Raw genomic sequence first — 26272 nt, forward strand, 5'->3', positions numbered from 1 at the left:
GGGCGGGTTTCGGGCATCAGGCCCTCCAAAATTGCAAGGTGAAGATAACGTAGACGGCCATCAGCTCGAGCCGGCCAATCAGCATGGCCGCCGCAAGCAGCCATTTGGCGGTGTCGTTGAGCGCTGCGAAGTTACCCGCGGGCCCGATCTGGTCGCCAAGGCCGGGGCCGATATTGGCAAGTGCCGTGGCCGCCCCCGAAACGGCCGTAACAAAGTCGAGGCCCGTCATGGCAAGCGCGACCGACAAAAGGCCCAGCGTGACCGTGAAGAACATGAAGAAGGACATGACCGAGTTCAGCACGTCCTCGCCCACCGGGCGACCCGCATAGCGGGGGGTAAAGATGCCGTGCGGGCTGCGCGTCTTTTGCAGCTGCGCCTTGATCGAGGCAAAGAGCAGTTGGTAACGGAACACCTTGATCGAACAGGCGGTCGAGCCCGCACACCCCCCGATCAGGCCTGTAAAAAACAGCACCGTGACAGCAAAGCTGCCCCATTGCATGTAGTCGGCATTGGCATAGCCCGTCCCTGTCATCAGTGAAACCGTGTTGAACAGTGCCGTGCGCAGGGCGGATTCGCTGAACGTGCCCTGTTGCGCGACGTTCCAAAGGGCGATCAGCGTAACGATCACCAGTGCTGTAACCAAAAAGACGTGGATTTGCGTGTCTTGCAGGAAGGGGCGCGCGGTGCCTGCGCTCAGTTGTACAAAGCGAACGAAGGGGAGCGCGGCCAGGATCATGAACAGCGTGGCAACGTAAGAAACGCCTGGTCCGAAGGTCGCAAATGAGGCGTCGTAATTGGAAAACCCGCCTGTCGCGATGGTGGTCATGGCATGGACAGTACCGTCAAAGGCGCTCATCCCAGCAGAGATATAGGCCAGCGCGCAGATCAAGGTCAGGGCCACATAGATGACCGAAATGCGGCTTGCAATCTCGGTCGCGCGAGGCAGGATTTTACCAAAAGTATCAAAGGCTTCGGTGCGGAAAATCTGCATGCCGCCCACGCGCAGCTCGGGCAGGAAAACCATGGCCACAACGATGATACCGATCCCGCCGAGCCATTGCAGGATGCCACGCCACAACAGCAAGCCTTTGGGCAATTCATCGAGGCCGGAAAAGACGGTGGAGCCAGTTGTGGTGAGGCCCGACATCGCCTCGAAAAACGCATCGACAAAGCGCGCGTCAGTGGCGCCGAAAAAGAAGGGGAGCGCGCCAAAGATCGGCAGGGCCAACCACACGCCGGTGGTGAGCAGAAAGGTCTGCTGGATCGTCAGCCCTTCGCGCACGCCATTGGCACAGCTGAGCGCGATGATGCCGCCCGTCAGGATGGTGATCAGTGCGCTTTCCGCGAACACAGGCCAGTGATCGCGCCCCTCGGCGAGATCGACCAGCAGGGGCAGAAGCATGGCGATGCCCAGCACCGCGACCAGCAGGCCGATCACATATCCAACAGGGCGCATATCCATCACAGCGCCCAGCGTTGAAGGGCCGCGCGCGGCGTGTCAAGCACGTGCACGCCCCGCATCGGAACAGAGTGCGCATGGCCCGACAGGTGCGGGCCGTGCGCAATGGCTCAGATGTGCATCAGATCGCGGAAGACGTAGGCCGGGATGTCGGCGCGGCGCAGGTTCATTGCCGAAAGTTCAGCGTCTGTCTTGGCGTTCAGCGCGTCGATGCGGCGCATCCGCGCTTCCATGGCGGCCGAGACGGTCAGGGCGCGGCTGAACATGGAGAAGAAGCTGGAAATGCTGTCCCAGATGTTGGACAGGACGTTGGATTGTGTGTGTGTAACGTAAGCCATGTGGCACCTCGTGGGATTGGAATTTCGTGTCCTCCCGTTGAGACAAAGATAGGATGCCGCAGTGCAGAATACCAATGCCGATACTGCATGGCCGGTTTGCGGTGCGCGGGTAAACCGTTTGTTTACCAGTGAAAAATTGGGCGCCTTGGGCAGACGTAAGGCGCATCTTGATGCGCCTTACCACGTTGTGTGCAGCGCGCATGTTCACATGAAAAAGGCGCACCATCAGGTGCGCCTTACATGGATCCGATTTCGTAAGGCGGAGGTGTCCTCCGCCCCGCCCGTCAGCCCACGTGGAACAGCGTTGCAAACATGTGCGGATCGATGCTGTCGGTGGCAAAAGTGTCGCCCTCGGTCAGCACGGATACCGCATCATGGCTGTGCAGGCTTTCCTGATGGCTTGCCACCACGCGGAAATCCCCGACCCGCACGTCAGCGAGCAGTTGCGCGCAGAACAGCCGCGCCGCATCTTCGACAAAGATCGGGTTCGCGGCATTCAACTCGGCAAATGCCTGTTCATCCTCGCGCTTCACCATGACTTGCGTCTCGGTGGGCACGGCGCGGCGGCAGGCCTCGATCAGGTCCTCGAACCACAGGCAGGATGCGTCTTCGTCCAGCACCACGGACAGCCGCGCGACAGAGCGTTGCGAGTGCGGTGTCGCCAGTTGGCCGCGCGTCGCACGTGCGTGCTCGCTCAGTTCCAGCGAACAAGGGCAGGTCGACGAATAGACGTAGTCGAGATGCATGATCTTCTTACGCACCCCCGCCTGTTCCACAAGTTCCAGTGCGATGTCGTAGTACTGGTAGCCTGACAGGCCAGAGCGCAACGAGTCGACCTTCATCGGGAAGGAGAACCGCATCTGGATGCGCGCATCAAAGCTTTCGAGGTCGGATTTATAGTCATCCAGCGCTGCCTCGATCACTTCAAAACTGAACGTTTCCTCGGCATGTTTGTAGAAGGACCGCATGATGCGGGACATGTTGATGCCCTTCTTGTCCGCCTCGAGGCTGACCGTGCCGGTCACGGATGTTTCCAGCGTCAGCGCATCGCCCGAGCGCGTTTGCACGCGCAGAGGCAGGCGGAAATTCGAGATTCCTACGTGCTGGATTTGCTGCTTGGCCCCCCGGATCAGGCTGGAGGGGCCGTTTTGCAGGTCGGGCAGTGTGTCCTTATACGCAGAATCAACCGCGAAATCATCCGGATAGTCCCGTTCGAACGACGGGTAATCAACGCCATCGCCGCCAGGCACAAGCCGTGCCACGGACGGGTCGAGTTCGAGAATTTCGGTGGTTGAGGCGGTTTTGGCCCAGCGGCGGAGTGTATCCAGTGCTGCTTCGGCCTCGTCGCGTTCGGGTATTGCGGTGATGTCGGGCGTATGAATGTTCATAAAGTAGCCCCCCTTTCTGTCTGCGTGTAGAGGGTATGTAAGCCACCCGCCTTCACATTTCCAATCAGTCTAACAGTTACGTGTTGAGCTGAAACATGGATGACATTTATTCGGGGAAACTGACGGCCCCCGGCAGTGGGGCCGTCCTTGCATTATACTGCTTTTTCGAGGGCTTGCAGGATATCGGCGACCAGATCGTCCGTATCCTCGATCCCGACCGACATGCGCACGAGGCCGGGCGTGATTCCGAGCGCGTCCTTTTGATCCTGCGGCAGGCGCTGGTGCGTGGTGGTCGCGGGATGGGTCAGGATCGACTTTGCGTCCCCAAGGTTGTTCGAGATCACCGGGATGCTCAGCGCGTTCAGGAACTTGAACGCCGTTTCCTGCCCGCCCACGAGGTCGAGGGACAGGACCGTGCCGCCCTTGCCGCCCATCTGGGTCTGGACCAGCGGGTTTTGGGCGTGGCTGGCATGGCCGGGATAGATCACCCGCGCGAGAGCCTCGTGCCCTTGCAGTGCCTCGGCCAGAGCGAGGGCAGAGGCGGTCTGTGCCCGCACCCGCAATTCCATGGTTTCCAGCCCCTTGAGCATGATCCACGCCGTGAATGGCGACATGGAGCCGCCGGTGTGTTTCATGTAAGGTTCCACCGTTTTGCGGATGAACTCCTTGGTGCCAAGGATGATGCCCCCCAGCGCGCGCCCCTGCCCGTCGATATGCTTGGTCGCGGAATAGATCACCACATCTGCGCCCTGCGCGATGGCGTCAGAGTAGACGGGCGTGGCAAAGACGTTGTCGATCAGCACCGTCGCGCCGACCTTGTGGGCAAGTGCCGAGACGGCGGCGATGTCCACGACTTCGAGCGTCGGGTTGGAGATCGATTCAAAGAACACCGCCGTGGTGCCCGGGGTGATCGCAGCCTCCCATGCGGCCAGATCGGTGCCATCGACAAATTCGACCTCGACCCCGTAGCGGGTCAGGATTTCTTCCAGCACGTAGAGGCACGACCCGAACAGCGCGCGGGCCGACACAACCCTGTCGCCGGCCTTCAGCATCGCTGTCAGCGCGCCCGACACTGCCGCCATGCCCGAGGCGGTGGCAAACCCATCTTCGGCGCCTTCAAGCAATGCCATACGCTCTTCGAACATCGCGACGGTCGGGTTGCCGTAGCGGGCATAGATGAACTCGTCTTCTCCGGCGGCTTCGAAGCGCTGTGCAGCGGCTTCGGCCGTTTCGTAGACAAACCCCTGGGTCAAAAAGATCGCTTCGCTCACTTCGCCATATTGGCTGCGGCGGGTGCCGCCATGGACAGCGCGCGTGCGCGGGCTCCATTTCTCGGACATGTTCAACTCCGTATCGGGCCTGAAATGGGGTCAGGCCACAAAAAACCCCCAGACGCGGGTCAAGCGAAAGGGGGGCTTTCATCCTGACCTTTTAGCGGAATTTATCGGCCTGCCCTGTCATCAGGACGTCCGAAGTGGCCCGCAATCCGGTAACAAATCGCCACATCCACCGGATACGCCCGGGGGTGTTGCACGTCAACACCGTCACGGTGCTGTAACTTTAAATTCATCCCGACGTCATATGTCTCGGTCATAGGGGCCCCACTAGATGTGGTAGGAGGTGGTGGAATGCCGATCCTGAGACTGAATGCTGGCCCCGAGGGGCTGAGGCTCCATGGCTCACCCGCTTCTGCGTGCTCGGCGATCCGCACAGCCGCGTCGGGCACAGGGCCCATCATCATCCTGATCCACGGGTTCAAATATGACCCCGATTGCACGGGCCGTTCGCCCCATGCCACCATTTTCGCGCGCGCCGCACAGTCCGACCGCGCCCGCGACGTGGGCTGGTTGCGCCATCTGGGCTTTGGCACCGGCAGCACGGATGAGGGACTGGCCATTGCCTTTGGCTGGCGCGCGCGGGGCAACCTGTGGCGCGCCGAACGTTCGGCGCAGGCGGCCGGGCAACATCTGGCCCGGGTGATCAAGGACATCCGCGCCCGCGCGCCTGACCGCCCCATTCATGCCGTGACCCATTCCATGGGCTCCGAAGTGATCTTCGAGGCGCTCCACGCCTTGCCCGCAGGGGCCGTGCAGCGGATCGTGACCCTGACAGGCGCGACCTATGCCAGCCGCGCCATTGCGGCCATGCAGACACCCGCCGGACGCAGTGCGGAATTGTTCAACATCACCAGCCGCGAAAACGATCTGTTCGACTTTCTTTATGAACGGCTGATTACGCCGCCCCTGCGCGGAGACTGGGCCATGGGGATCGGTCTGGACCTGCCCAATGCCGTCAACATCCAGCTGGATTGCGCGCGCACCTTGTTGATCCTGACCCGATTTGGCGGCCATATCGGGCCGTCCCGGCGTCGCATCTGCCACTGGTCAAGCTATACGCGCCCCGGCGTGTTGCGGTTTTATGCGCGCGCCCTGCGCCGGCCCGATACAGTTCCGATGGATGTGCTGCAACAGGTCCTGCCCGCCGCAGTGGCGCCCCGCTGGTCACGTATGTTTGCCCGCCCTGCCCTGTCGCTGCCCTTGCCCATGGCGCAGAAACCCGCATCATGACCCCCTGACAGGGGGTACATTCATGATTGATCTTTACTTCTGGCCGACACCAAACGGGTGGAAAGCCTCTATCGCGCTCGAGGAGTTCGGGCTGCCTTATGCGGTGCATCTGGTCGATATCTCTGCCGGGGATCAGTTCAAACCGGACTTCCTGAAAATCTCGCCCAACAACCGGATGCCCGCGATTGTCGATCCGGACGGGCCGGATGGCGCGCCGATTTCGATCTTTGAGTCCGGGGCAATCCTGCAATATCTGGCGCGCAAGACCGGCAAGTTTGGCGGGGCAACCGAGCGTGACCGCATTGCCGTCGATCAGTGGCTGATGTGGCAGATGGGCGGTGTGGGCCCGATGGCCGGGCAGACGCATCATTTCCTAAAGTATGCGCCGCAAATGGGCCACGACATTGCTTATGCGAAGGACCGGTATCGGGGCGAGACCGACCGTCTGTACGGCGTGCTGGATCGGCAGTTGGCGAACACCGAATACGTGGCGGGCGACTATTCGATTGCAGATATGGCGATCTGGCCCTGGGCGTCGCTGTGGCAGGGGCAGGAACAGACGCTTGAGGACAAGCCGAACCTTGCCCGCTGGCTGGAGGCCGTGGGCGACCGCCCCGCCGTGCAGGCCGGTCGCGCGCTGCATGCGGACAAGCGCAAGACGCAGGTCGACAAGGATGCGCAGGACCGGCTGTTCAAGCAGAAATAGAGCCGTTCAACGCCCAGGCCGACACCGTCAAACTATACGGGGCCGACTTTTTCCTTTGCTTTGTCAACGCATTGTCGCGCACTGTTTCGCGAATTGTTGTCGAAGAGAATATTCATGGCCGAATTTGTCGTGAACCCACAATGGCTCGTCTATGCGGCGGGTGGGTTGTACGTGTTGGGGCTGGTCGTCCTCAACCAGCTTGTCCTGCGGTTGTTCGTGTTGACCGGCACGGCGTTTTACATTGTCTACTACTTTACCGTCGGCCCGACACCGCTGTGGGAGGCGATCTATATCAGCACCCTGATCGGGGCGGCCAACATCACCGGCATCCTCGCCCTGATGGCGCGGCGTTCGAAACTGGCGGTGCCCGCGGCACATGCGGACCTTTTTGCGCTGTTTCCGACCTTGCACCCCGGTGATTTCCGCGCCCTGATGAAGAACGCGCGCCGCTACACGATCACGGAGCAGCTTCAAGCCACGGTCGAAGGCGGCAAAGGCGAGCGGCTGTACTATGTCATTTCGGGCACGACCCAGGTGGAGAAAGGCGGCGACAGGTTCACGCTGCCGCCCGGCCTTTTTGTGGGCGAGGTGGCCTATCTGATCGGCACCCCAAGTTCCGCGAGCACCTGGCTGGATTCAGGGGCCGAGGTGCTGGAATGGCGCTTTGACGCCCTGCGCCGCCAGGCGGCGCGCAACACGCGGTTCAAGCTGGCGCTTGATGCGACCCTGTCCGTCGATCTTGCGGTGAAGGTGGCGCAGGCCATTGCCCCCACCCACTCGCAATGGCGCACGGCGGTGCCGCCCAAGCCTGAATTGGTCTAGGTGACCCGTCAGGATGCGTCTGACTGGTCGCTGTCTTCGATCAGGTAGTCCTGAAGGGCGCTGAACTGCCAGAACAGGAATGCGACCAGCGCGATGGGAAAGCCGAAGGTTTCGATCTTGACCCATGTGTCGGTGGACATGGTGCGCCAGACGATTTCATTGGCGACGGCAAGCCCGGCAAACATCGCGCAGAGCCGCCGGGTCAGGATCATCCATCCCTCGTGCCGCATGGGCATCGCGTCATTGAGGACGTAGGCCAACCAGCTTTGCCCCCTCAACAAGCCGATGCCCAACAGCAGCGCGAACATGGCATAGACGATCGAGGTTTTCATTTTGAAGAACCGTTCGTCATTGAACCAGGCGGTGAGTGCGCCAAAGAAGATCACCATGAAGGCGGTGAAGATCTGCATCCGGCTGAGTTTGCCCGTCAGTGCCCAGAGCGCGGCCATGGCGATCAGCAGGATCGGCACAAAGATCAGCGTGGCCACGATAAAGCCCGAGTATTCGACCCCGCCCATCTCGTAACTGTTGTCCCGGATGCGCAGGTAGATCAGGAAAAAGACCAGTGGCGGGCCCAGTTCGAGCACCTGTTTCAGGATCGGGTTGATGTCGCGTGCGTCGCTCATGTTGTTCTATCCGCCCATTTCCACAATGACTGCCCCAATAGCGATCAGCGCCATCAGCGCGATCCTGCGGGGTCCTACCGTTTCTTTCAGCACCAGCCAACCGATAATGGCGGCAAAGACGGTCGAGGTTTCGCGCAGCACCGCCGCCTCGCCCACCTTGTCGAGCCGTGTGGCCATCATGATGGAGCCGAAGGAGAGAAAGGCAACGATCCCCCCGATCACGCCGCGCAGCATCAAGGGTGGCACGCTGGGTGCGTTTTCCATGCGACGCCAGCGCATATAGGCGATGGGCGGCATGAACAGCCCGTCGATCATGAAAAACCACGCAAGGAACGTGAACGGGTTTTCCGTCGCGCGGATGCCGTAGGCGTCATAGGTGGTGTAGAGCGCGACAAAGAGGCCCGTGAGAACCGCAAGCCCGAGGGCCATGTGCAGCGTGTCACGCTCGGTTTCCAGATAGCGCAGGTTATAGGCGGCCAGCCCGAAGATGCCCGATAGCAACACCGCCACCCCTAGCCACTGTGTGAGCGTGAAGGTTTCGGCAAAGAGGAAATAGGCCCCGATGACCGTGAATAGTGGCCCCGTGCCCCGCACGACCGGGTAGACGACCGTGTAGGCACCCTTGGTATAGGCCCAGGCCTGCAGGCATTTGTAGGCAACGTGGATGACAAAGACGGTGGCGAATATGGGCCACATATGCGGCTCGGGCCAGGGCACAATGAAAAGCGCAAAGGGCGCGGCCATCAGGCCGTAGGAGGCATCTATAGCGCCCCGCGTCAGCCATGGATCGTGCCGCCCCTTTTGCAGCGCGCCGAAGACCGCATGAAGGAAGGCGGCGAGTATGGCGAGGGCCAGCGCGACCTGGTGGCCGGTTTCAGTGCCTTCGATGCTGGCCAGCCAGGCGGTCATTCAGGTGTGGGGCCGACGGGGGAAAGAATTTTGAAGAAAAATTCTTGGGGGCGCTGCCCCCCGGCCTGCGGCCTCCCCCCGGAGTTTATCTGGCAAGATGAAGGAGGGATCATGCGTCTTCGAGACCTGTGAGCGCTGCGGCAAAATCTTCGGGATCGAAGGGAGAGAGGTCATCGATCTGTTCGCCCACACCGATGGCGTGGATCGGCAGGCCGAACTTGTCCGCCAGTGCAACCAGCACGCCGCCCTTGGCGGTGCCATCGAGCTTGGTCATCACGAGGCCGGAGACGTTGGACACCTCCTGAAAGACCTTGACCTGGTTGAGCGCGTTCTGACCAGTTGTGGCGTCCAGCACCAACAGCGTATTGTGCGGGGCGCTGTCGTCTTTCTTGCGGATGACGCGGACGATCTTGGCCAGTTCCTCCATCAGATCGCCCCGGTTTTGCAGACGACCAGCGGTGTCGATCATCAAGAGGTCCGCGCCGGTTTCCTGCGCCTTTGTCATCGCCTCGAAGGCGAGGCTGGCGGGGTCGGACCCTTCGGGTGCGGTAAGTACGGGCACCCCGGCCCGCTCGCCCCAGACCTGGAGTTGCTCGACAGCCGCTGCGCGGAACGTATCGCCCGCGGCGATCACCACGGATTTGCCTGCGGCGCGGAACTGGCTGGCGAGTTTGCCGATGGTCGTGGTCTTGCCCGACCCGTTCACGCCCACGACCAGCACCACTTGGGGTTTTTGCGGGTAAAGCGGGAGCGGCTTGGCCACAGGTTCCATGATCCGGGCGATTTCGCTGGCCATCAATTCCTTGATTTCCTGCACACTCAGTTTCCGTCCCATGCGCCCTTCGGCCATGTTCGCAGTGACGCGGAGGGCCGTGTCGACGCCCATGTCCGAGGCGATCAGCAACTCCTCAAGCTGCTCGAGCATGTCGTCATCGAGTGTGCGGCGCAGCACCGGGGCGCTGTCCTTGCGTCCCAGCAGGCGGCCCAGGATGCCGGGGCGTGCGGGTTCGGATGGTGCCTCGGCCTCGGGGGCGAGGGGCGGCATTTCGATCGGAGTTGGCGCCGTGTAGGGTTCGGGCGTCGGTGTTGGCAATTCGACCGGCGCGGGGTCTGGCACTGGCTCCGGGACGTGTGGCAGTTCCGGTTCAGGCACAGGTGCAGGCTCTGGCACAGGTTGCGGCACCGGGTCCGGGATCGGCAGCGGTTCGGGTTCTGGCTCCGGCTCGGGTTCGGGTGTTGGCTCTGGCTCGGGTTGTGGTTCGGGCGCGGGTGTCGGGATCGGTTCCGGCTCGGGGTCGGGTTGCGGATCGGGCAGCGCCTCTTCACCGCCGTCTTCGACAATCGCCTCGAGCCCCTCGTCGATTTTCGACGAGGATTTGAACAGCCGGTCCTTGAGTTTCTTGAAAAATGCCATGATGCCCCGATACTTGGTCTGACACCTGACCTAATACGGGCGCGGCGGCATGAAAAGGTATGAGTTTTGGCGCATGGTTGCGGTGGTGGTGGCCGTTTGGGTGCCACGGGAGGGGTTGGCAGATGCGCCGGGCACGCTGTGTTCCACCGGTCGCCTTGGGCCTGTGGCCTGTATCCGGCCCGATCACGCGGCCTTTGACATCTGCCAGCACATTGAGGGCGCGAGCCGTCGCCACCTGCTGGATGCCGGTTTCTTTGCGCGGCTCTTGTGGCAGGAAAGCCGGTTTGATGCCAATGCGCTCAGCCCCGCAGGAGCGCAGGGCATTGCACAGTTCATGCCCGGCACGGCCAAGCTGCGCAATTTGTCAGACAGCTATAATCCGGCCGAGGCGATGGAGCGATCCGCCCATTACCTTGCCGAATTGCAGCGTCGGTATGGCAATCCCGGGCTGGCGGCGGTGGCCTATAACGGGGGTGAACGGCGCGCGGACGGCTTCATGGAAGGCGGCGGGCTGGCGCGCGAGACCATCAACTATGTGCGCATCATCACTGGGCTCAATGCCGAGGATTGGCGCGATGCGCCGCCAGACACCCATGATTTTCGTCTGGACGGCGATGTGCCCTTCATGCCCGCCTGTCTGGCGATGGCAAAGGCGCGGCGGGTAACATCGCTGGGGCCACCACCGCCCCGATGGAAGGCCTGGGGCGTGCAGATCGGTTTTGGCAAGACGGCCAAGGACGCGCGGGCGAACGTGGCGCGCCAGACGCAGAGCTGTCGCGGAACGGTGGGCAAGGAGACCGTCGATTACATCAACATCCCGTCGCGCATCCGGGGACGCCCCCTACGTCATGGGGCGTATCGGGCGGCAGACGCGCGATGGCGCCGCCCAATTGTGCCGCGCTCTGGCGCGCGATGGCTGCATCTGCCGGATCTACCGCAACCCGACCTAAACCTCGTCGGGGAAGTGTTTCATCACCAGCTTGATCGGGTTCGGGGCGGCCTGCCCCAGACCGCAGATCGAGGCATCGGTCATCGCCGTGCACAGATCGTCCAACAGCGGCTGATCCCAGGTGTCGGCCTGCATCAGCTTGACCGCCTTTTCGCAGCCCACCCGGCAGGGCGTGCATTGACCACAGCTTTCATCCTCGAAAAACCGCAGCATGTTGAGGGCGGCGTCGCGGGCGCGGTCCTGATCGGACAGGACAACCACCGCCGCCGAGCCGATGAAGGTGCCGTGCGGTTGCAGCGTGTCGAAGTCGAGGGGGATGTCGTTCATGGATGCGGGCAATAGGCCGGAGGACGGGCCTCCGGGTTGGTAGGCCTTGAACACGTGGCCCTCTGCCATGCCACCAGCCGCGTCGATGATGTCGGTGATGGTAGAGCCTGCGGGCAGCAGGTAGACACCGGGTGCGGAAACGCGGCCCGAGACGGAATAGCTGCGCAGGCCCTTGCGCCCGTTGAGTTCGGTGCTGTTCAGCACTTCGGGACCCTCACGGCAGATGCGCGCGATCCAGTGCAGGGTTTCGACATTGTGCACCAGCGTGGGTTGGCCAAAGATGCCGACCTGCGCCACGTAGGGGGACGGTGACGGGGCATGCCGCGCTTGCCCTCGATGCTTTCGATCATCGCGGATTCTTCGCCGCAGATGTACGCACCCGCACCCCGGCGCAAATCGATATAACCTTCGGCAACGATGCCGGCCTGTTCCAGTGCCTTGATCTCGCGCGCGAGGATGTCGAGCACGGCCGGATATTCGTCGCGCATGTAAATGTAGGCGGTGTCGGCCTCGACCGCCCAGGCGGCGATCAGCATGCCCTCGAGAAACAGATGAGGAACACGCTCCAAGTAGTAGCGATCCTTGAATGTTCCGGGCTCGCCCTCGTCCCCGTTCACGGCCAGATAGCGGGGACCGGCATTGCCGCGCACAAAGCCCCACTTGGTGCCCGAGGGGAAGCCAGCGCCGCCAAGACCGCGCAAGCCGCTGTCCTTGATCCGGGCCTGCACGTCCTCCCAGTTGCCATTGGCGCGCAGGTCTTTGAGCGCGGCGTATCCGCCCTCGGCCATGTAGGTATCGAGCGTTTCGTAATCGGGCACGTGGGCGTGGGTGTCCCCTGCCGCGATGGCGGCCTGCACCTTTTCAGGGGTCGCGTTGTCGATGTGGTTGTGGCCCAGTTCCAGCACGGGCGCGGTGTCACACCGGCCCATGCAGGGCGCGCGTAGCACGCGGACCTCTGACGGGTCGAGCCCATCCTCAAGCGCGGATTTGAGGGCCTGTGCGCCCGCCAGCTCGCAGCTGAGCGAGTCGCAGACGCGGATGGTCAGCGCGGGGGTGGTGTTTCGCCCTCTTTCACCACGTCGAAATGGGCGTAGAAGGTGGCGACTTCGTAGACCTCGGCCATGCTCATCCGCATTTCTTCGGCCAATGCGCGCAGGTGCGCGGCGGAGAGATGTCCGTATTCATCCTGGATCAGATGCAAGAACTCGATCAGCAGATCGCTGCGGCGGGGCTGGTCGCCCAGCAGTGCGCGCACCTCGTCCCAGGCCTGATCCTCGAGCGCGCGGCCCTTGGGGCGCACCCGCCCCTTGCCCTTGCCGGACTTCCAGACGCCTTTGCCTTTACCCGCTTGATCCAGCGCCATGCCGCACTCCCTTGGCTCGATTTTGAAGCGAGGATATCAGCGGGCCTGCGCCCCTATCAGCCCAAAAGCGACCCGTCAGGGCGCAATTCACGCGCCGATCCTCATCACCGTGCAGCGGATGGGCAACGCGGGGTGCGTCATTCGGCCATTAAGGTGTCGCAATCACCTGTATGATAGCGTGCGCCTGATTGAACCAAAGTGATTCTGCCCGATGCCCTTTGTCTTTGCGACACTTTTGCCCGCCGCCATGCTGGCTGCCGCCTGCCTGTGGGGTGGATCATGGGCACTCGCGGGCATCGCGTCGATCACGGTTGTGGTCTTTGCCTTTGACAAGATCAACGTGCCCAGGTCGGTGCGTGAGACGGACGGCCACCGCTTGTCCGAGGTGTTGGGGGTCGTGCATTTCGCGCTGCTTGGTCTGGCTGTCTGGGCGATGAACGGGCCTTTGCCCGTGCTTGACAAGGTGCTGATCGTGATTGGCTGCGGGCTGTTTTTCGGCCAGATATCAAACTCTAACGCGCATGAGTTGATCCATCGCGCGAACCGCTGGGCCTTTCGCCTTGGGGCGCTCAACTATGCCTCGATCCTGTTTGGCCACCACACCAGTGCGCACCGTTTGGTGCATCATGTGCACGCGGCCACCCCGCTTGATCCGGCTACGGCACGGGGCGGCGAAGGGTTCTGGGCCTATCTGCCGCGCACGTGGATCGGCAGCTTTCGCGCCGGGTTGCGGGCCGAACGCCAGCGCCATGGTGGCACCCGTTGGCCGATGCCTTATGTGGGCTATGTGCTGGGCGCGCTTGTAAGCCTGCTGGCCGCCTGCGCCTTGGGTGGAGTGCCGGGGTTGATCGGGCTGATCACCATTTCGGCCTACGCGCAAACGCAGCTGATGCTGTCGGATTATGTCCAGCATTATGGGCTGGAGCGGGCTGTTGGCCCTGATGGTCGGCGTGCACCCATGGGACCGGCCCATTCGTGGAACGCGCCGCACTGGTATTCGTCGGCCATGATGCTGAACGCACCGCGCCATTCCGCGCATCATACCCGGCCAGCCCTGGCCTATCCGCAACTCGATCTCGACGACGCAACGATGCCGATGCTGCCCCATTCGCTGCCCATGATGGCCGTGATCGCGCTGGTTCCGCCGCTGTGGCGGCGCGTGATGGACAAGCGGGTGGCCAAGTGGCGCCACGCAGGCGGCGATATGGTGCCGCAGCCGCTCTGAAACGGCCCGAACGACTGGTGCTGCCCGCCCCACTCTGGCAAACTGCCGCCATGACGTTGCGCGCGCTGATCCCCGCCCTTGCCATGCTGGCCACACCTGCCATCGCGGAGCCCATGACCGCCGCCGAATTCGAGGCCTATGTCACCGGGAAAACCCTGTATTACGGTCGCCTGGGCGATGCCTACGGCGCTGAAATCTATCACGAAAACCGGCGCGTGACCTGGTCTTTCCTCGATGGGGATTGCAAGGATGGCTATTGGTACAACGAAGGGCGCAACATCTGTTTCGTTTACGAAGACCGCCCTGATCCGCAATGCTGGTCATTCGAGAAACAGGCAGGCGGGCTAATCGCGACTTTCGAAAACGACCCCACCAGCGCCGAACTCTACGAGGCGCAGGATGTGGGCGAAGAAATGGTGTGTCTTGGCCCCAAGATCGGGGTCTGAGCCGTAAGCGCGGGGCGGACGACACGTCCGCCTTACCTTGGCGCCATCGCTGGCCGCACCAACGGCACTTCCACGCAATACATATGGATGTAAGGCGGAGGTCACCTCCGCCTTAGCCCGGCTGATGCTGCGCGCGGACCCACGGCCCTGTAAGGCGCAGCTTGGTGCGCCTAGAACAGGGATCCCTGCTCTGGCGGTTTGGCCTTGGCTTTGCGCGCAGGTGCTGCACCGCCACCCAGTTTCAGTCGCCCATCGGCGAACTCGATCTCGAGACCACTGGCCGCCTCGGCAGCCGCCCTGGTCGTCACGATCCCGTCTCCGCCCCGCACAACCGCATAGCCGCGCGCCAGCGTCGCCTTGTAGCTGAGCGTTTCGCGCAGCCGGTCCATCGCCTCGAGCCTGTGTTTGTGGCTTGCGATCTGATGCGTGCCAACGGCATGTAACCGCCCCACCACGCTGTCAAACCGCGCGCGCGCCTGCGCCACATCCTGCGCCAAGAGGCGCGGGGCAAAACGCGCCGCCCGGGCCTCGAACCGCTCGCGCTGGCTGCGTGCGGCGCGGTCCAATGCGGGGGCCAGGCGATCCGACAAGGCGCGTACCTTATTGTTTTCACTGCGCAATTGACGGCCCAGGATACCGGGGCGCAGGCTGCCGGACACATCGGACAGGCGCACGCGCCGACGCTGCACACCGCTGATCAGCGCGGGGCCCAATCTGTCACCCAGCACATCAAGGCGATGCCGCGGCCCCTCGACCAGTGCGTCGGGACGCGGCAAGGCGCGCGCCAGATCGCGCAGACGCTGGGTGCGCCGGTCAAGGCCGCCGCTCAGGCTTGTCGTCATCCGCGCGCCGGCCTGCTCGACCCAGGCCAGCAACTCGTGGCGTACGGGCACGGCCATCTCGGCTGCAGCAGTCGGTGTCGGCGCGCGTTGGTCAGATGCATAGTCGATCAAGGTGGTGTCGGTTTCGTGCCCCACGGCCGAGATCAGCGGAATATCCGAGGCCGCGGCGGCCCGCGCCACGATTTCCTCATTGAACCCCCACAGGTCTTCGACCGACCCGCCCCCACGGGCCACGATGATCAGGTCGGGCCGGGGCATCGCGCCCCCCGGCTGCAACGCGTTGAACCCGGCAATGGCGCGGGCGACTTCGGGCGCACAGGCCGCCCCCTGCACCGCCACGGGCCAGATCAGCACCTTGCGCGGAAAGCGGTCGCGCAGCCGGTGCAGGATATCGCGGATCACGGCCCCCTGCAGCGACGTGACCACGCCAATGATCTCGGGCAGATAGGGCAATGGTTTCTTGCGGTCCGCATCGAACAGCCCCTCGGCGGCCAGCGCCTTCTTGCGCTTTTCCAAGAGCGCCATCAGCGCCCCCTCGCCCGCAATGGCGATGCGTTGGGCGTTGAGCGAGAATTTCGACTGGAACCCGGAGGCCGTCATCCGCCCCTCGGCCACCACCTCCATCCCCTCTTCGGGCATGGTCCCCAGCTCGCCCACCTGCCCTTTCCACGTCATGCAGGACAGCACGTTGCGGTCATCCTTGAGGTCGAAATAGAGGTGACCTGAGCGCGCCAAGACCACGCGCCCGACCTCGCCCTTGATCCGCACCCAGCCCAGTTCGCCCTCGATCAGGCGTTTGACCTTGCCCGCAATTTCAGAGACGGAAAACTCCGGTGTGTTGGAACCGGGAACGGGGTCGTCAAGAAGGTCCATGGTGCATCCTTGTGCAGGGCTGATCGCCAGCTTAGAACGCAGGCCAGCAAAGGCCAAGGAGCAGCACCCATGAATATCCTCATCCTCGGCGGCGGGGGCCGTGAACACAGCTTGGCCTGGGCCGTTTTGCAGAACCCCAAATGCGACCGTCTCGTGGTGGCACCGGGCAATGCTGGGATCGCGGCCATCGCCGATTGCGCCGCCCTCGACATCCTGGATGGCGGGGTCGTGGCCAACTTCGTCGAGGAAGAGGCAATTGATTTCGTGATCGTCGGCCCCGAGGCCCCGCTGGCCGCAGGCGTGGCGGACCGGTTGCGCGATGCGGGCGTGCTGGTCTTCGGCCCCAGCCAGGCCGCCGCCCAGCTGGAAGCCTCCAAAGCCTTCACCAAGCAGATTTGCGACGCGGCCAAGGCGCCCACGGCAGCCTATGGCCACTTCACCGATGCCGCCGCCGCCAAGGCCTATGTCACCACCCAGGGCGCGCCCATCGTGGTCAAGGCGGATGGGCTGGCGGCAGGCAAGGGCGTGATCATCGCCGAGACGGTGGATCAGGCCCATGCGGCCATCGACGACATGTTCGCCGGTGCCTTTGGCGGGGCCGGTGCCGAGGTGGTGATCGAAGAATTCATGACCGGCGAGGAAGCCTCATTCTTTGTCCTCTGCGACGGTGCAGACGTGCTGCCCATAGGCACAGCACAAGACCACAAGCGCGTGGGCGAAGGCGATACCGGCCCCAACACGGGCGGCATGGGCGCCTACTCCCCCGCACCTGTGCTGACGGACGCGATTGCTGAACGCGCCCTGGCCGAAATCATTCGCCCCACCATGGCCGAAATGGCGGCGCGCGGCATGCCCTATCAGGGGGTGCTCTACGCGGGTCTGATGATCGAGAACGGAGCGCCGCGCCTCGTGGAATATAACGTGCGCTTTGGCGACCCGGAATGCCAGGTGCTGATGATGCGGCTGGGTGCACAGGCGCTGGACCTGATGCACGCCGCCGCCGAAGGGCGGTTGGCCGAGGCGCAGGTGAACTGGGCGCAGGATCACGCCACGACCGTGGTGATGGCCGCAAACGGCTATCCCGGCGACTATGCCAAAGGGGCCCGGATCGGCGGGCTTGATGCAACGCCCGAAACCAGCAGCCAGATGGTGTTTCATGCTGGCACCGCAAGGGTGGATGGGCAGATCACCGCATCAGGTGGGCGGGTGTTGAACGTGACCGCACGGGGGGCCACGCTGTCCGAGGCGACGGCGCGCGCCTACGAGATGGTGGATGCCATCGACTTCCCCGACGGGTTTTGTCGGCGCGATATCGGTTGGCGGGCGCTCAAGACCTGACTGCGTACCGCTCTTTCATCTTGCAAGGAAAACTCCCGCCGGAGGCTCCCGCAGCACCCACACTCACCACCGGCTGCGTTACTCTGCACATTCCAAAGCGCGGGCAAACATCGGGCGCGTGGTATCTTCACCGAGGTACGACCAGATAAACCCGCCGCCATCCCATTTGACGGCCAGCAGATGGGACCAGTTCGCAGTGGCCACGATCATCTCAGGCGTGCCGTTGCAAGTGCGGATGCCGCCCGCAATGTCGACTTCTCCGATCCGGTGGTTTGTAACCCCTTCAAAGGCGGCTACATCAACCAGCTCTGCGTTCTGGTAGCGCCAGACCCGCAGGACCTTTGCCAGATGCGGGCGATCGACATAGGCGATCTCAATGTTGCCATCGCCGTCCAGATCAGCGGCACCAATGGGCGCAAGCCAGCGGTTCGTGCGCCCGATATGCGGCGTTTCGGTGATCTTGCCCGTGGGACCGTAAACAGCCAACGCGCCGCCAAGACGCATGTCGCTCTCAACCACGATAACCTCAGGGGCACCGTCCCCATCCAGATCAGCCAGCCGGGGGGCGACATCCTCGAACACGTGATCCTGCGGCAAGGTGAAGGTGCGGACAGACCCATCGCGCAAGGTCAGCTCAAGCGCACCCCATTCGATGGCATCCCCAAGGATACCGTGGGCATAGCGATCCGTGGGATCGGTAAAGCGGGCCGAGACAATGGTATCACCGACAGCAGGTGCTGCCCCCATTACCACCACGCACACGGCCAGCAGCGCGCCGCGGGCCCGACAGTGCAACATGCACGACAGCAGACGCGGCGCCCGGGTCGGCATCACCGGATCAGATCTGCTTTTCAGGCATCTGCACGACCAGGCCGTCCAGCGCGTCCGTCACCTTCAGCTGGCAGGTCAGGCGCGAACGGGACTCGTCGGGCTCATAGGCAAAGTCGAGCATGTCGGTTTCCATATCGTCCTTGGCCGGCAGTTTTTCGACCCAGTCGGGATGCACATAGACGTGGCATGTCGAACAGGCACAGGCGCCGCCGCAATCGGCCTCGATGCCCGGAATGTTGTTGTCGCGCGCGCCTTCCATGACCGTGAGGCCATTGGCCACGTCCACCACATGCTCGGTCCCGCCATGTTCGATATAGGTGATCTTGGCCATCAAACAGCCCCCTTGCTTCCCTGGTTCCGCATGGTTCTACCCGCCCCGTTTTCGGCCCGCCAGCCCCTTTTGCGACATGGTGCTTTTCCCTTTGTCGCAGAGGCCTTGTGTTCTATATTTGTTCTTATGCAGGTCTACCCCGCCCCATCCACGGCCGCAGAACCGTCCGGACACTGGCCGCGCCCGCCCGCCTGTCTGCGGGCCTGCGATCTGAACAGGCCGCCGGTCAATGCCCGGGTGACGGTGGCCGGGCTCGTGATCCTGCGCCAGCGCCCCGGCACCGCCAAGGGCGTGATCTTCGTCACGCTCGAGGACGAGACAGGCGTGGTGAACATCATCGTGTGGCGCCACATCTATGAACGCTTCCGCCGGGCGGTCGTGGCAGGCCGCATGTTGCGGGTGACCGGGCGGATGCAGCGCGCCCATAACGTGACCCATGTGCTGGCCGAAGAGATCGAGGATATCTCGCCCATGCTCGACCAGCTTCTGGCCGAGGGCACGGGCCGCAAGGTGGCCGCCGAGGCCCGCACCGAAACCTGGGATGGCCGCGCGGGGCGCTGAGGGCTAGGCAGATCGGTGCGCAGCCGATATGCTTTGCCCAAAGCCCATTCAGAGGCCCGAGCAGAGACCCATATGCGACACACTCCCCTGATCCCTGTCCTGGCGGCAGTACTGGCCCTGTCGGCCTGCGCCGAAAACGCCGTCGTGACCTCCGCGTCCAACATCGATCCGATCTCGCTCGCCACGGCTCCGCCCGGCGCTGCCCCCGGCACGTGCTGGGGCAAGACGGTCACCCCGGCGGTGGTCGAAACGGTCACGCGCAAGGTCCTGCTCCAGCCAGCACAGATCAGCAGTGACGGGCGCGTGCAGGCCCCGCCGATTTACAAGAGCGAAGCCCAGCAAGAGGTGGTCCAGCCGCGCCGCGAGACCTGGTACGAAGTGATCTGCGACGCGGACCTGACACCCGATCTGATCTCTTCCGTCCAACGCGCACTCGAAGCGCGAGGCCACTATCGCGGCCCAATCACCGGCACCCTCGATGCCCGCACCAGTGCAGCAGTGGGCCGTTATCAGCAGGCCGAAGGGCTTGAAAGCAACACGCTGTCCATTGCCGCGGCGCGCAAGCTGGGCCTGATCGCGGTAGCACGCCCTCAATCCAGCGATACCTGAGCCACCCCCAAACGAAAAAAGGCGCCCAACCGGGCGCCTTTCTCATGTGTGATGGGATGCTGATCACTCAGGCAGGCTCAGCGCGACAAAGCGTGGATCGCCCGCGCGCCGCACCAGCAGCAAGAGCGATTTGCGCCCCGCCTCTTTCACCTCTTCAAGGCGCGCCTCGAAACCGGCAATGTCCGTGACCTTCTGCTGGCCCGCCTCGGTGATCACGTCACCGGCGCGCAGACCCTTTTCGTAGGCTTCGGACGTTTCGTCCACCTCGGTCACGGCCAGACCCTGCTGATCTTCGGCCACGCCCAGCTGCTCGCGCAACTCCGCGGTCAGGCTGCTGAGCGTCAGGCCAAGCACATCCTTGGTCTGGGGCGCATCTGGTGTGTCAGGGGTCTGTGCGACCGCAGGCACGGCGCCTTCGGCCTCTTCCCGGCGGCCCAGCGTCACGCGCAGGGTCACGGTTTCACCATCACGGAACACCACGACACGCACCGTTTCGCCCACGGGGCTGTTGCCCACCTGACGCACAAGGCCGCGTGTGTCGGCCACATCGACGCCCGCAAAGCTCAGGATGACATCGCCGTCCTGCATGCCCGCTTCCATCGCCGGGCCTTCAGGGACGGATGTCACCAGGGCGCCGGACACCTGTTCGAGGCCAATGGCCTCGGCAATATCCTCGGTCACGTCCTGGATGCGCACACCCAGCCAGCCGCGGCGGGTTTCGCCGAATTCCTGCAACTGGTCGACCACGCGGGTCACGACATTGGACGCCATCGAAAAACCGATCCCGATGGAGCCGCCATTGGGTGACAGGATCGCCGTGTTCACACCGATCACCTGACCGTCCATGTTGAACAGGGGCCCGCCCGAGTTGCCCCGGTTGATGGCCGCGTCTGTCTGAATGTAGTCGTCATATGTGCCGCTCAGCGCGCGGTTGCGGGCCGAGACGATCCCGGCCGAGACGGAAAAGCCCTGCCCCAGCGGGTTGCCCATCGCAATCACCCAGTCGCCGACACGTGCCGTGTCACTGTCGCCAAACGGGACGTGAGGCAGAGGGCGCTCTGCCTCGACCTTCAGCAACGCGATGTCGGTATTGGGGTCTGTGCCGATCAGTTTGGCCTCAAGCTCGTCCCCATTGAAGAACTCGATCAGGATCTCGTCAGCACCCTCGATCACGTGGTTGTTGGTGACGATGAACCCATCCTCGGAAATCACAAATCCCGAGCCCAGAGCGGAAGACCGGCGCGGGCGATCACCGGGGCCGTTGCGGTCCTGGAACTCGCGGAAGAAATCCTCGAAGGGTGAACCTTCAGGCACGATGCCCTGCGGGCCGGTGCGCCCTTCGACAACGGTCGAGGTGGTGATGTTCACCACCGACGGGCTGATCTGCTCGGCCAGGGGTGCGAGGCTCTCGGGGCGGGCATGGGCCGCCAGGGCCTGCACCAGCACAAAGGCGAGCGCCAGCGCGCCCAGCCAGAAGGCGCGAATATGGTTGAAATCGGGAAGCTGTCTCGAAAGGGCAATCGCCTGTCGCTGCATCAGGTCTCTCCTGCATCGTAACTTTGGCCATTTTGGCCATTTTGCACATCAGTAAGCGCAACTGCGCACAGGGTGCATGTAGGGTTGCATCCTTGCAACATTAAAGATGGTTTGCCGCGCGAGGGTTTCAACAGCGCGTTACCATTCCGTGAACACGCGCGATCAGATGCCCAGGAAAAAGGCCAGCCAGACACAGATCAGGCCGCTGACCAGCACAAGTGCCCCGAATTGGCGTCGCACGTTTTCCGGCATCGACCGCAAAACCTCGAGCACGCGTTCGATAAGCGAAGGGGCCAGCACATAGGCCAGCCCCTCCACAATCATCACCAGACCAAGGGCCAGAAGCACCCAGGCCATCATCAGTCGCCTTCGGCGCTGCGCGTGCCCTGATCCGAGCGCAGGTAGTTGAAGAACTCGCTGTCCGGCGACATCACCATGGTCGAGTTGTTGCCCTGCAGCGCGCGTTCATAGGCTGTGAGCGACCGGTAGAATTCGAAGAACTCAGGATCGGCCCCGAACGCATCGGCAAAGATCGCGTTGCGGCGTGCATCGGCCTCACCGCGGATGATCTCGGCCTGACGTTCGGCATCCGAGACCAGCTCGACCACGGTCCGGTCGGCCTGCGCGCGCACACGCTGGGCCGCTTCGTTACCACGGGCGCGTTCGTCCGTCGCCTCACGCTCACGTTCGGCGCGCATCCGATCAAAGGTCGCGTCAAGGTTTTCAGTAGGCAGGTCGGTGCGTTTCAGACGCACGTCGATGACTTCGATGCCCAGCGCGCGCGCCTCGGCAATGGCCGCGTTGCGGATGCGCAGCATCAGCGCGGCCCGGTCGGAACTCAGGATGTCATTGGAGGACACCGAACCCAACACTTCCCGCGTTTCGGCACGCAAGATGGAATCGAGGCGGTTTTCGGCGGTGGTGACACCACCCACACCCACAGCCTGGCGGAACTGGTTCACGTCCACGATGCGGTAGCGGGCAAAGGCATCGACCACCAGACGGCGGTCATCCAGCGGCGTGATCTCGAGCGGGTCGACATCGCGGCTGAGGATGCGGTCGTCATAGCGCACGACTTCCTGGATCAGCGGGATCTTGAAGGCGAGACCGGGGTCTTCCTTGATGTCAACGACACGGCCGAACTGCAGGACCAGCGCCTTTTCACGCTCGTCCACGATATAGACCGACGACAGGCCAAGGGCCGCAAGGATCACGACAATCGGCAACAGATATGTGGTACGACGCATCAGTTGGACCCTCCACGACGCAGTTCATTCAGGGGCAGGTAAGGCACGACGCCCTGTCCGCCGCCACCGGTGGATTCATCGAGGATGATCTTGTCCATCTGACCCAGGACACTCTCCATCGTTTCCAGATAGAGACGCTTGCGGGTCACTTCGGGCGCCTTGGAATACTCCTCCAGAACGGCGGAGAAGCGGCTGGCCTCACCTTCGGCCTGGTTGACCTGCTGGGCGCGGTAGCCTTCGGCCTCTTCCAGAACCTGTGCTGCCTGACCACGGGCCTCGGCGAGGACCTGGTTGGCATAGGCATCAGCCACGTTCTGCAAGCGGTCACGCTCCTGCTCGGCGGCTTGCACGTCGCGGAAGGCGTCGATCACCGATTGGGGCGGGTCAGCCTTGTCAAAGTTGACACGGATGACGTTCACGCCGCTGTCATAGCTGTTCAAAGTCAGCTGGATCAGATCCTGCAAACGGCCTGCAATGGCGCCACGATCCCGGTTCAGGATCGGTGCCAGCTCGGATTGGGCGATGATCTCGCGCATCGCCGATTCAGACACGGCCCGAATCGTCGGGCGCGGATCGCGCAGGTTAAACAGGAACTTGGATGGATCATTGATGTTCCACACCACCTGGAAGTCGATGTCGACGATGTTCTCGTCGCCCGTCAGCATCAGGCCGGCATCACCGCCGCGACCACCTACACCGATATCTTCGGTCTGTTCGCGGGTGACGGGGATGACCTCTGCCGTGACCAACGGCCAGGGGGCAAAGTTCAGGCCCGGATTGCCGATGTTCGAAAACTCGCCCAGGAACAGCTCAACCGACTGTTCTTCGGGCCGGACCGTGTAAAAGCTTGCCATGCCCCAAAGCACGACGCCGACAATCGCGGCAAGGCCTACGGTGCCGCGTGTCAGGAAGGGGCCCGAGCCCCCGCCGCCACCGCGTCCGCCGCCCGTGTTGCCACCGCCGCGACCGCCCATGAGGACGCGCAGCTGTTCCTGACCCTTTTTGACCAGCTCGTCGATTTCGGGGATTTGGGGGCCGTCATCGCCTGGGCGACGCCCGCCATTGCCGCGATCGGGACCACGCGGGCCGCCGCCTCGGCGTCCGTCGTCATCACCAGAATTTCCGCCACCCCCCCAGGGGCCGCCTGTATTGCCAGCCATATGGTGTAGTTCTCCTCTTGTCATGCGGTCCGTGCCGCACCTTGATCCTGTAACTGTAGTTTTTTATCGGGAATTCAAGCAGTCCGCATCGGCGTCTTCATGGTTACGATTTCCTCAGACATGGTGGGGTGCACCGCGACCGTACGGTCGAAATCTTCTTTGGTGGCCCCCATTTTGACGGCGATCCCGGCCAGTTGGATCATCTCACCCGCATCTGGTGCGACGATGTGACAACCCAGCACCTTGCGGCTTGCCTTGCTCACGACGAGTTTCATCAGAACGCGGTCGGGCTGTCCGGCAAAGGCGCTCTTCATCGGGCGGAACGACGTGCAATAGACCTCGATCTCTTCCTGTTCGCGCGCGTCTTCCTCGCTCAGCCCCACGGTGCCCATTTCTGGCTGGGTAAAGATGGCCGAGGGGATCAACTCGTGATCGACTGCGGTCGGGTTGTCCTTGAACACGGTTTCGACAAAGGCCATGCCCTCGCGAATGGCGACGGGCGTGAGGTTCACCCGATTGGTCACGTCACCGATGGCATAGACGCTGTCTGCTGCGGTCTTGGAGTACTCATCGACCTTGATCTCGCCCCGGCGGCCAATCTCGATCCCCAAATCCTCCAGCCCCATGTCGCGGCTGTTGGGGTCGCGCCCCGTGGCAAACAGGACCGCATCGAATTCCCGCGGCGCGCCGCTGGTCGGCTTGACCCAGATCGGGCCATTCCCATCGCGGGCCGTTGCGGTCAGTTCCAGCGATTGCGCGGCAGTGGCACCCATGGCGGCATCCGTCGCGGTTGCGGTGGTTGCGCTGTGATCGGCACTTGCGGGGGCCATTTCCACGATGTTGGTGCCAAGGTGGAGGCTGATCCCCTGCTCGCGCATGGCTTCGGCAATCAGGCCGCGCGCCTCGTCGTCAAAGCCGCGCAGCACCTGCGCGCCGCGATAATACTGCGTAACCACGACGCCGAGCCCATTGAAGATGCAGGCGAATTCGCAGGCGATATAGCCGCCACCCACGATCAGGATCGATTTGGGCAGCTTTTCGAGGTGAAAGATGTCGTCGCTGACAATGCCCAGATCTGCATTGGGAATGTCCGGGCGGACCGGGTGGCCGCCGGTGGCGATCAGGATCGTCTTGGCTGTCTTGGTCTCGCCCGTCGACAGCTCGACCGTGTGCGCATCCTTCAGCCGGGCGCGGGCGTCGAACGTGTCCACACCGGAGTTCTTCAGCAGGCTGCGATAGATACCCTCAAGGCGGTCCAGCTCTTCGTTCAGCCGCCCGCGAAAGGCTGCCCAGTCAAAGGCGCCCGCGCCCATGTCCCAGCCATAGCCTCGGGCCAGTTCGGGCATCTGGGAAAACTCGCTGGCAAAGACCATCAATTTCTTGGGCACACAGCCGCGGATCACACACGTGCCGCCATAGCGATCCTCTTCGGCCAGCGCGACACGGGCGCCGGTGTCCCCGGCCGCCACGCGCGCAGCCCGCACGCCACCCGATCCCCCGCCAATCACAAAGAGATCGTAATCGTAGTCCGCCATGCCAGCCGCCTTCTTTAGTCTGCGAGGTCCGTGAACAGGTTGTCCGTCTCTAGAAAATCGAGCCGCTCCTGCTCTACCGTACCCTCATTGATATCCCGCACCTCGACCCGACCATCGCCGTAGCCGATCACGACGGCGTCACAGATATCGATGAACAAACCGTTTTCAACCACGCCCGGCATCTGGTTGATCACCAGGCTCAACTGGCGCGGGTTGCCGATCCGCTGCAAATGCAGGTCAAGGATGTAGTTCCCCTCGTCCGTGACAAAGGCCTTTTCCCCATTCATCCGCAGGGTCGACTGGCGGCCCAGTACGTCCATGGAAATAAGGGTTTCCTCGACCAGCGCCTGCGTGGTCTGCCAGCCAAAGGGGATCACCTCGATGGGCAGGGGAAAGGCACCGAGATGTTCGACCTCTTTGCCGATATCGGCGATCACCACCATTTGATCAGAGGCGGTCGCCACGATCTTTTCCTGCAGCAGAGCGCCGCCGCCGCCCTTGATCAGGTTCAGATCACCGTCGAACTCGTCTGCGCCGTCAATGGTGACGTCCAGCCACTTGGCTTCGTCCAGGCTGATGACCTCGATCCCGCAATCGCGCGCGAGGTCCGCAGTGCGTGTGGATGTGGGTACGCCCTTGAAGCGCAAGCCGCCCTCGCGCACCTGTTCGCCCAGGCAGCGCACCAGCCAGGCGGCCGTCGATCCGGTGCCCAGGCCCACGCGCATCCCGTCCTCGACATAGTCTGCCGCGCGTTTGGCGGCGACGAATTTGGCCTTGTCGATGGGCGACAATTCTCCGGTCATGATGTGACGACTCCCCAAGTGTTGGCGGGGTTATAGTGCGCCACTCTGCCCGTTGCGACCCCCAAGG

General features: G+C 63.1%; 24 protein-coding genes and 2 pseudogenes. 9 read left to right on the top strand and 17 right to left on the bottom strand.

Annotated features, from left to right (window positions below; genetic code table 11):
* Nucleotides 1–16 precede the first annotated feature (16 nt).
* The 4 genes from ACMHLQ_RS04350 to metZ all read right to left on the bottom strand — a co-directional run bounded on the left by ACMHLQ_RS04350 (nucleotide 17) and on the right by metZ (nucleotide 4525).
* The gene (locus ACMHLQ_RS04350; protein WP_415403579.1) at nucleotides 17–1465 is read right to left on the bottom strand and encodes a TrkH family potassium uptake protein; all 1449 of its coding nucleotides are present in this window, start codon (nucleotides 1463–1465) and stop codon (nucleotides 17–19) included.
* 104 nt (nucleotides 1466–1569) lie between these two features.
* Nucleotides 1570–1797 (bottom strand): hypothetical protein, encoded by a 228-nt coding sequence (locus tag ACMHLQ_RS04355; protein ID WP_415403580.1) that lies wholly within the window; start codon nucleotides 1795–1797, stop codon nucleotides 1570–1572.
* A gap of 284 nt (nucleotides 1798–2081) precedes the next feature.
* A complete protein-coding gene (gene folE2 / locus ACMHLQ_RS04360; RefSeq protein WP_415403581.1) occupies nucleotides 2082–3185 on the bottom strand; it encodes a GTP cyclohydrolase FolE2 in 1104 nt (367 codons plus the stop codon).
* 152 nt (nucleotides 3186–3337) lie between these two features.
* On the bottom strand, nucleotides 3338–4525 hold the full coding sequence (metZ, locus tag ACMHLQ_RS04365; protein WP_415403582.1) for an O-succinylhomoserine sulfhydrylase: 1188 nt from the start codon (nucleotides 4523–4525) through the stop codon (nucleotides 3338–3340).
* Nucleotides 4526–4813: 288 nt separating this feature from the next.
* On the opposite strand from metZ, the gene ACMHLQ_RS04370 reads away from it, so the two are divergent.
* From ACMHLQ_RS04370 to ACMHLQ_RS04380, 3 genes are all read left to right on the top strand, one after another.
* On the top strand, nucleotides 4814–5752 hold the full coding sequence (locus ACMHLQ_RS04370) for an alpha/beta hydrolase (protein ID WP_415403583.1): 939 nt from the start codon (nucleotides 4814–4816) through the stop codon (nucleotides 5750–5752).
* A 22-nt stretch (nucleotides 5753–5774) separates the two neighbouring features.
* Nucleotides 5775–6458 (top strand): glutathione S-transferase N-terminal domain-containing protein, encoded by a 684-nt coding sequence (locus tag ACMHLQ_RS04375; RefSeq protein ID WP_415403584.1) that lies wholly within the window; start codon nucleotides 5775–5777, stop codon nucleotides 6456–6458.
* A gap of 114 nt (nucleotides 6459–6572) precedes the next feature.
* On the top strand, nucleotides 6573–7280 hold the full coding sequence (locus ACMHLQ_RS04380) for a cyclic nucleotide-binding domain-containing protein (protein WP_415403585.1): 708 nt from the start codon (nucleotides 6573–6575) through the stop codon (nucleotides 7278–7280).
* A gap of 8 nt (nucleotides 7281–7288) precedes the next feature.
* On the opposite strand, the gene ACMHLQ_RS04385 is transcribed toward ACMHLQ_RS04380, so the two are convergent.
* From ACMHLQ_RS04385 to ftsY, 3 genes are all read right to left on the bottom strand, one after another.
* Nucleotides 7289–7906, bottom strand: coding sequence for an inner membrane-spanning protein YciB (locus ACMHLQ_RS04385; RefSeq protein ID WP_415403586.1), 618 nt, complete (start codon nucleotides 7904–7906; stop codon nucleotides 7289–7291).
* 6 nt (nucleotides 7907–7912) lie between these two features.
* Nucleotides 7913–8815, bottom strand: coding sequence for an EamA family transporter (locus tag ACMHLQ_RS04390; protein WP_415403587.1), 903 nt, complete (start codon nucleotides 8813–8815; stop codon nucleotides 7913–7915).
* A 109-nt stretch (nucleotides 8816–8924) separates the two neighbouring features.
* Entirely contained in the window at nucleotides 8925–10229 is a 1305-nt protein-coding gene (ftsY, locus tag ACMHLQ_RS04395; protein WP_415403588.1) for a signal recognition particle-docking protein FtsY, read from the bottom strand.
* 73 nt (nucleotides 10230–10302) lie between these two features.
* On the opposite strand from ftsY, the pseudogene ACMHLQ_RS04400 reads away from it, so the two are divergent.
* A pseudogene (locus tag ACMHLQ_RS04400) lies at nucleotides 10303–10653 on the top strand (lytic transglycosylase domain-containing protein); the annotation flags it as partial.
* A gap of 522 nt (nucleotides 10654–11175) precedes the next feature.
* Here the strand turns inward: ACMHLQ_RS04400 and ACMHLQ_RS04405 are convergent.
* Nucleotides 11176–12868, bottom strand: a pseudogene (locus ACMHLQ_RS04405) (NAD(P)H-dependent oxidoreductase subunit E).
* A 211-nt stretch (nucleotides 12869–13079) separates the two neighbouring features.
* Between ACMHLQ_RS04405 and ACMHLQ_RS04410 the strand changes: the two are divergent.
* Together ACMHLQ_RS04410 and ACMHLQ_RS04415 are read left to right on the top strand one after the other, a co-directional pair.
* Nucleotides 13080–14093, top strand: coding sequence for an alkane 1-monooxygenase (locus ACMHLQ_RS04410; RefSeq protein WP_415403589.1), 1014 nt, complete (start codon nucleotides 13080–13082; stop codon nucleotides 14091–14093).
* Between the two features lie 50 nt (nucleotides 14094–14143).
* A complete protein-coding gene (locus tag ACMHLQ_RS04415) occupies nucleotides 14144–14539 on the top strand; it encodes a hypothetical protein (RefSeq protein ID WP_415403590.1) in 396 nt (131 codons plus the stop codon).
* Between the two features lie 170 nt (nucleotides 14540–14709).
* Here the strand turns inward: ACMHLQ_RS04415 and xseA are convergent, their stop codons facing one another.
* Entirely contained in the window at nucleotides 14710–16254 is a 1545-nt protein-coding gene (xseA, locus tag ACMHLQ_RS04420) for an exodeoxyribonuclease VII large subunit (protein WP_415403591.1), read from the bottom strand.
* Nucleotides 16255–16323: 69 nt separating this feature from the next.
* On the opposite strand from xseA, the gene purD reads away from it, so the two are divergent.
* Nucleotides 16324–17592, top strand: a complete 1269-nt coding sequence (gene purD, locus ACMHLQ_RS04425; RefSeq protein ID WP_415403592.1) for a phosphoribosylamine--glycine ligase — start codon at nucleotides 16324–16326, stop codon at nucleotides 17590–17592.
* 78 nt (nucleotides 17593–17670) lie between these two features.
* On the opposite strand, the gene ACMHLQ_RS04430 is transcribed toward purD, so the two are convergent.
* Nucleotides 17671–18423, bottom strand: a complete 753-nt coding sequence (locus tag ACMHLQ_RS04430; RefSeq protein ID WP_415403593.1) for an FG-GAP repeat domain-containing protein — start codon at nucleotides 18421–18423, stop codon at nucleotides 17671–17673.
* Nucleotides 18424–18430: 7 nt separating this feature from the next.
* Nucleotides 18431–18754 (bottom strand): 2Fe-2S iron-sulfur cluster-binding protein, encoded by a 324-nt coding sequence (locus ACMHLQ_RS04435; protein ID WP_415403594.1) that lies wholly within the window; start codon nucleotides 18752–18754, stop codon nucleotides 18431–18433.
* Between the two features lie 126 nt (nucleotides 18755–18880).
* Here ACMHLQ_RS04435 and ACMHLQ_RS04440 point away from each other — a divergent pair, with 126 nt between their 5' ends.
* Complete coding sequence (locus ACMHLQ_RS04440; RefSeq protein WP_415403595.1) at nucleotides 18881–19315, top strand: OB-fold nucleic acid binding domain-containing protein; 435 nt, start codon at nucleotides 18881–18883, stop codon at nucleotides 19313–19315.
* Between the two features lie 72 nt (nucleotides 19316–19387).
* Entirely contained in the window at nucleotides 19388–19924 is a 537-nt protein-coding gene (locus ACMHLQ_RS04445; RefSeq protein ID WP_415403596.1) for a peptidoglycan-binding domain-containing protein, read from the top strand.
* A 63-nt stretch (nucleotides 19925–19987) separates the two neighbouring features.
* On the opposite strand, the gene ACMHLQ_RS04450 is transcribed toward ACMHLQ_RS04445, so the two are convergent.
* The 6 genes from ACMHLQ_RS04450 to rpiA form a co-directional block, all read right to left on the bottom strand.
* Nucleotides 19988–21460, bottom strand: a complete 1473-nt coding sequence (locus ACMHLQ_RS04450) for a Do family serine endopeptidase (protein WP_415403597.1) — start codon at nucleotides 21458–21460, stop codon at nucleotides 19988–19990.
* Nucleotides 21461–21622: 162 nt separating this feature from the next.
* Entirely contained in the window at nucleotides 21623–21817 is a 195-nt protein-coding gene (locus ACMHLQ_RS04455) for a DUF2065 domain-containing protein (RefSeq protein WP_415403598.1), read from the bottom strand.
* Between the two features lie 2 nt (nucleotides 21818–21819).
* A complete protein-coding gene (gene hflC / locus ACMHLQ_RS04460) occupies nucleotides 21820–22707 on the bottom strand; it encodes a protease modulator HflC (RefSeq protein WP_415403599.1) in 888 nt (295 codons plus the stop codon).
* Nucleotides 22707–23867: an FtsH protease activity modulator HflK gene (gene hflK / locus ACMHLQ_RS04465; RefSeq protein WP_415403600.1), complete on the bottom strand. Its 1161-nt coding sequence runs from the start codon at nucleotides 23865–23867 to the stop codon at nucleotides 22707–22709. The genes hflC and hflK overlap by 1 nt, the downstream gene beginning before the upstream one ends.
* 74 nt (nucleotides 23868–23941) lie before the next feature.
* On the bottom strand, nucleotides 23942–25402 hold the full coding sequence (locus tag ACMHLQ_RS04470; RefSeq protein ID WP_415403601.1) for an FAD-dependent oxidoreductase: 1461 nt from the start codon (nucleotides 25400–25402) through the stop codon (nucleotides 23942–23944).
* A gap of 14 nt (nucleotides 25403–25416) precedes the next feature.
* Nucleotides 25417–26205 carry a ribose-5-phosphate isomerase RpiA gene (rpiA, locus tag ACMHLQ_RS04475; RefSeq protein ID WP_415403602.1) on the bottom strand — a complete coding sequence of 263 codons (789 nt, stop codon included), beginning with the start codon at nucleotides 26203–26205 and terminating at the stop codon, nucleotides 25417–25419.
* Between the last annotated feature and the right edge of the window lie 67 nt (nucleotides 26206–26272).

The sequence above is a fragment of the Tateyamaria algicola genome (assembly GCF_047715485.1).
In the GTDB taxonomy this organism is placed as follows: Bacteria; Pseudomonadota; Alphaproteobacteria; order Rhodobacterales; family Rhodobacteraceae; genus Tateyamaria.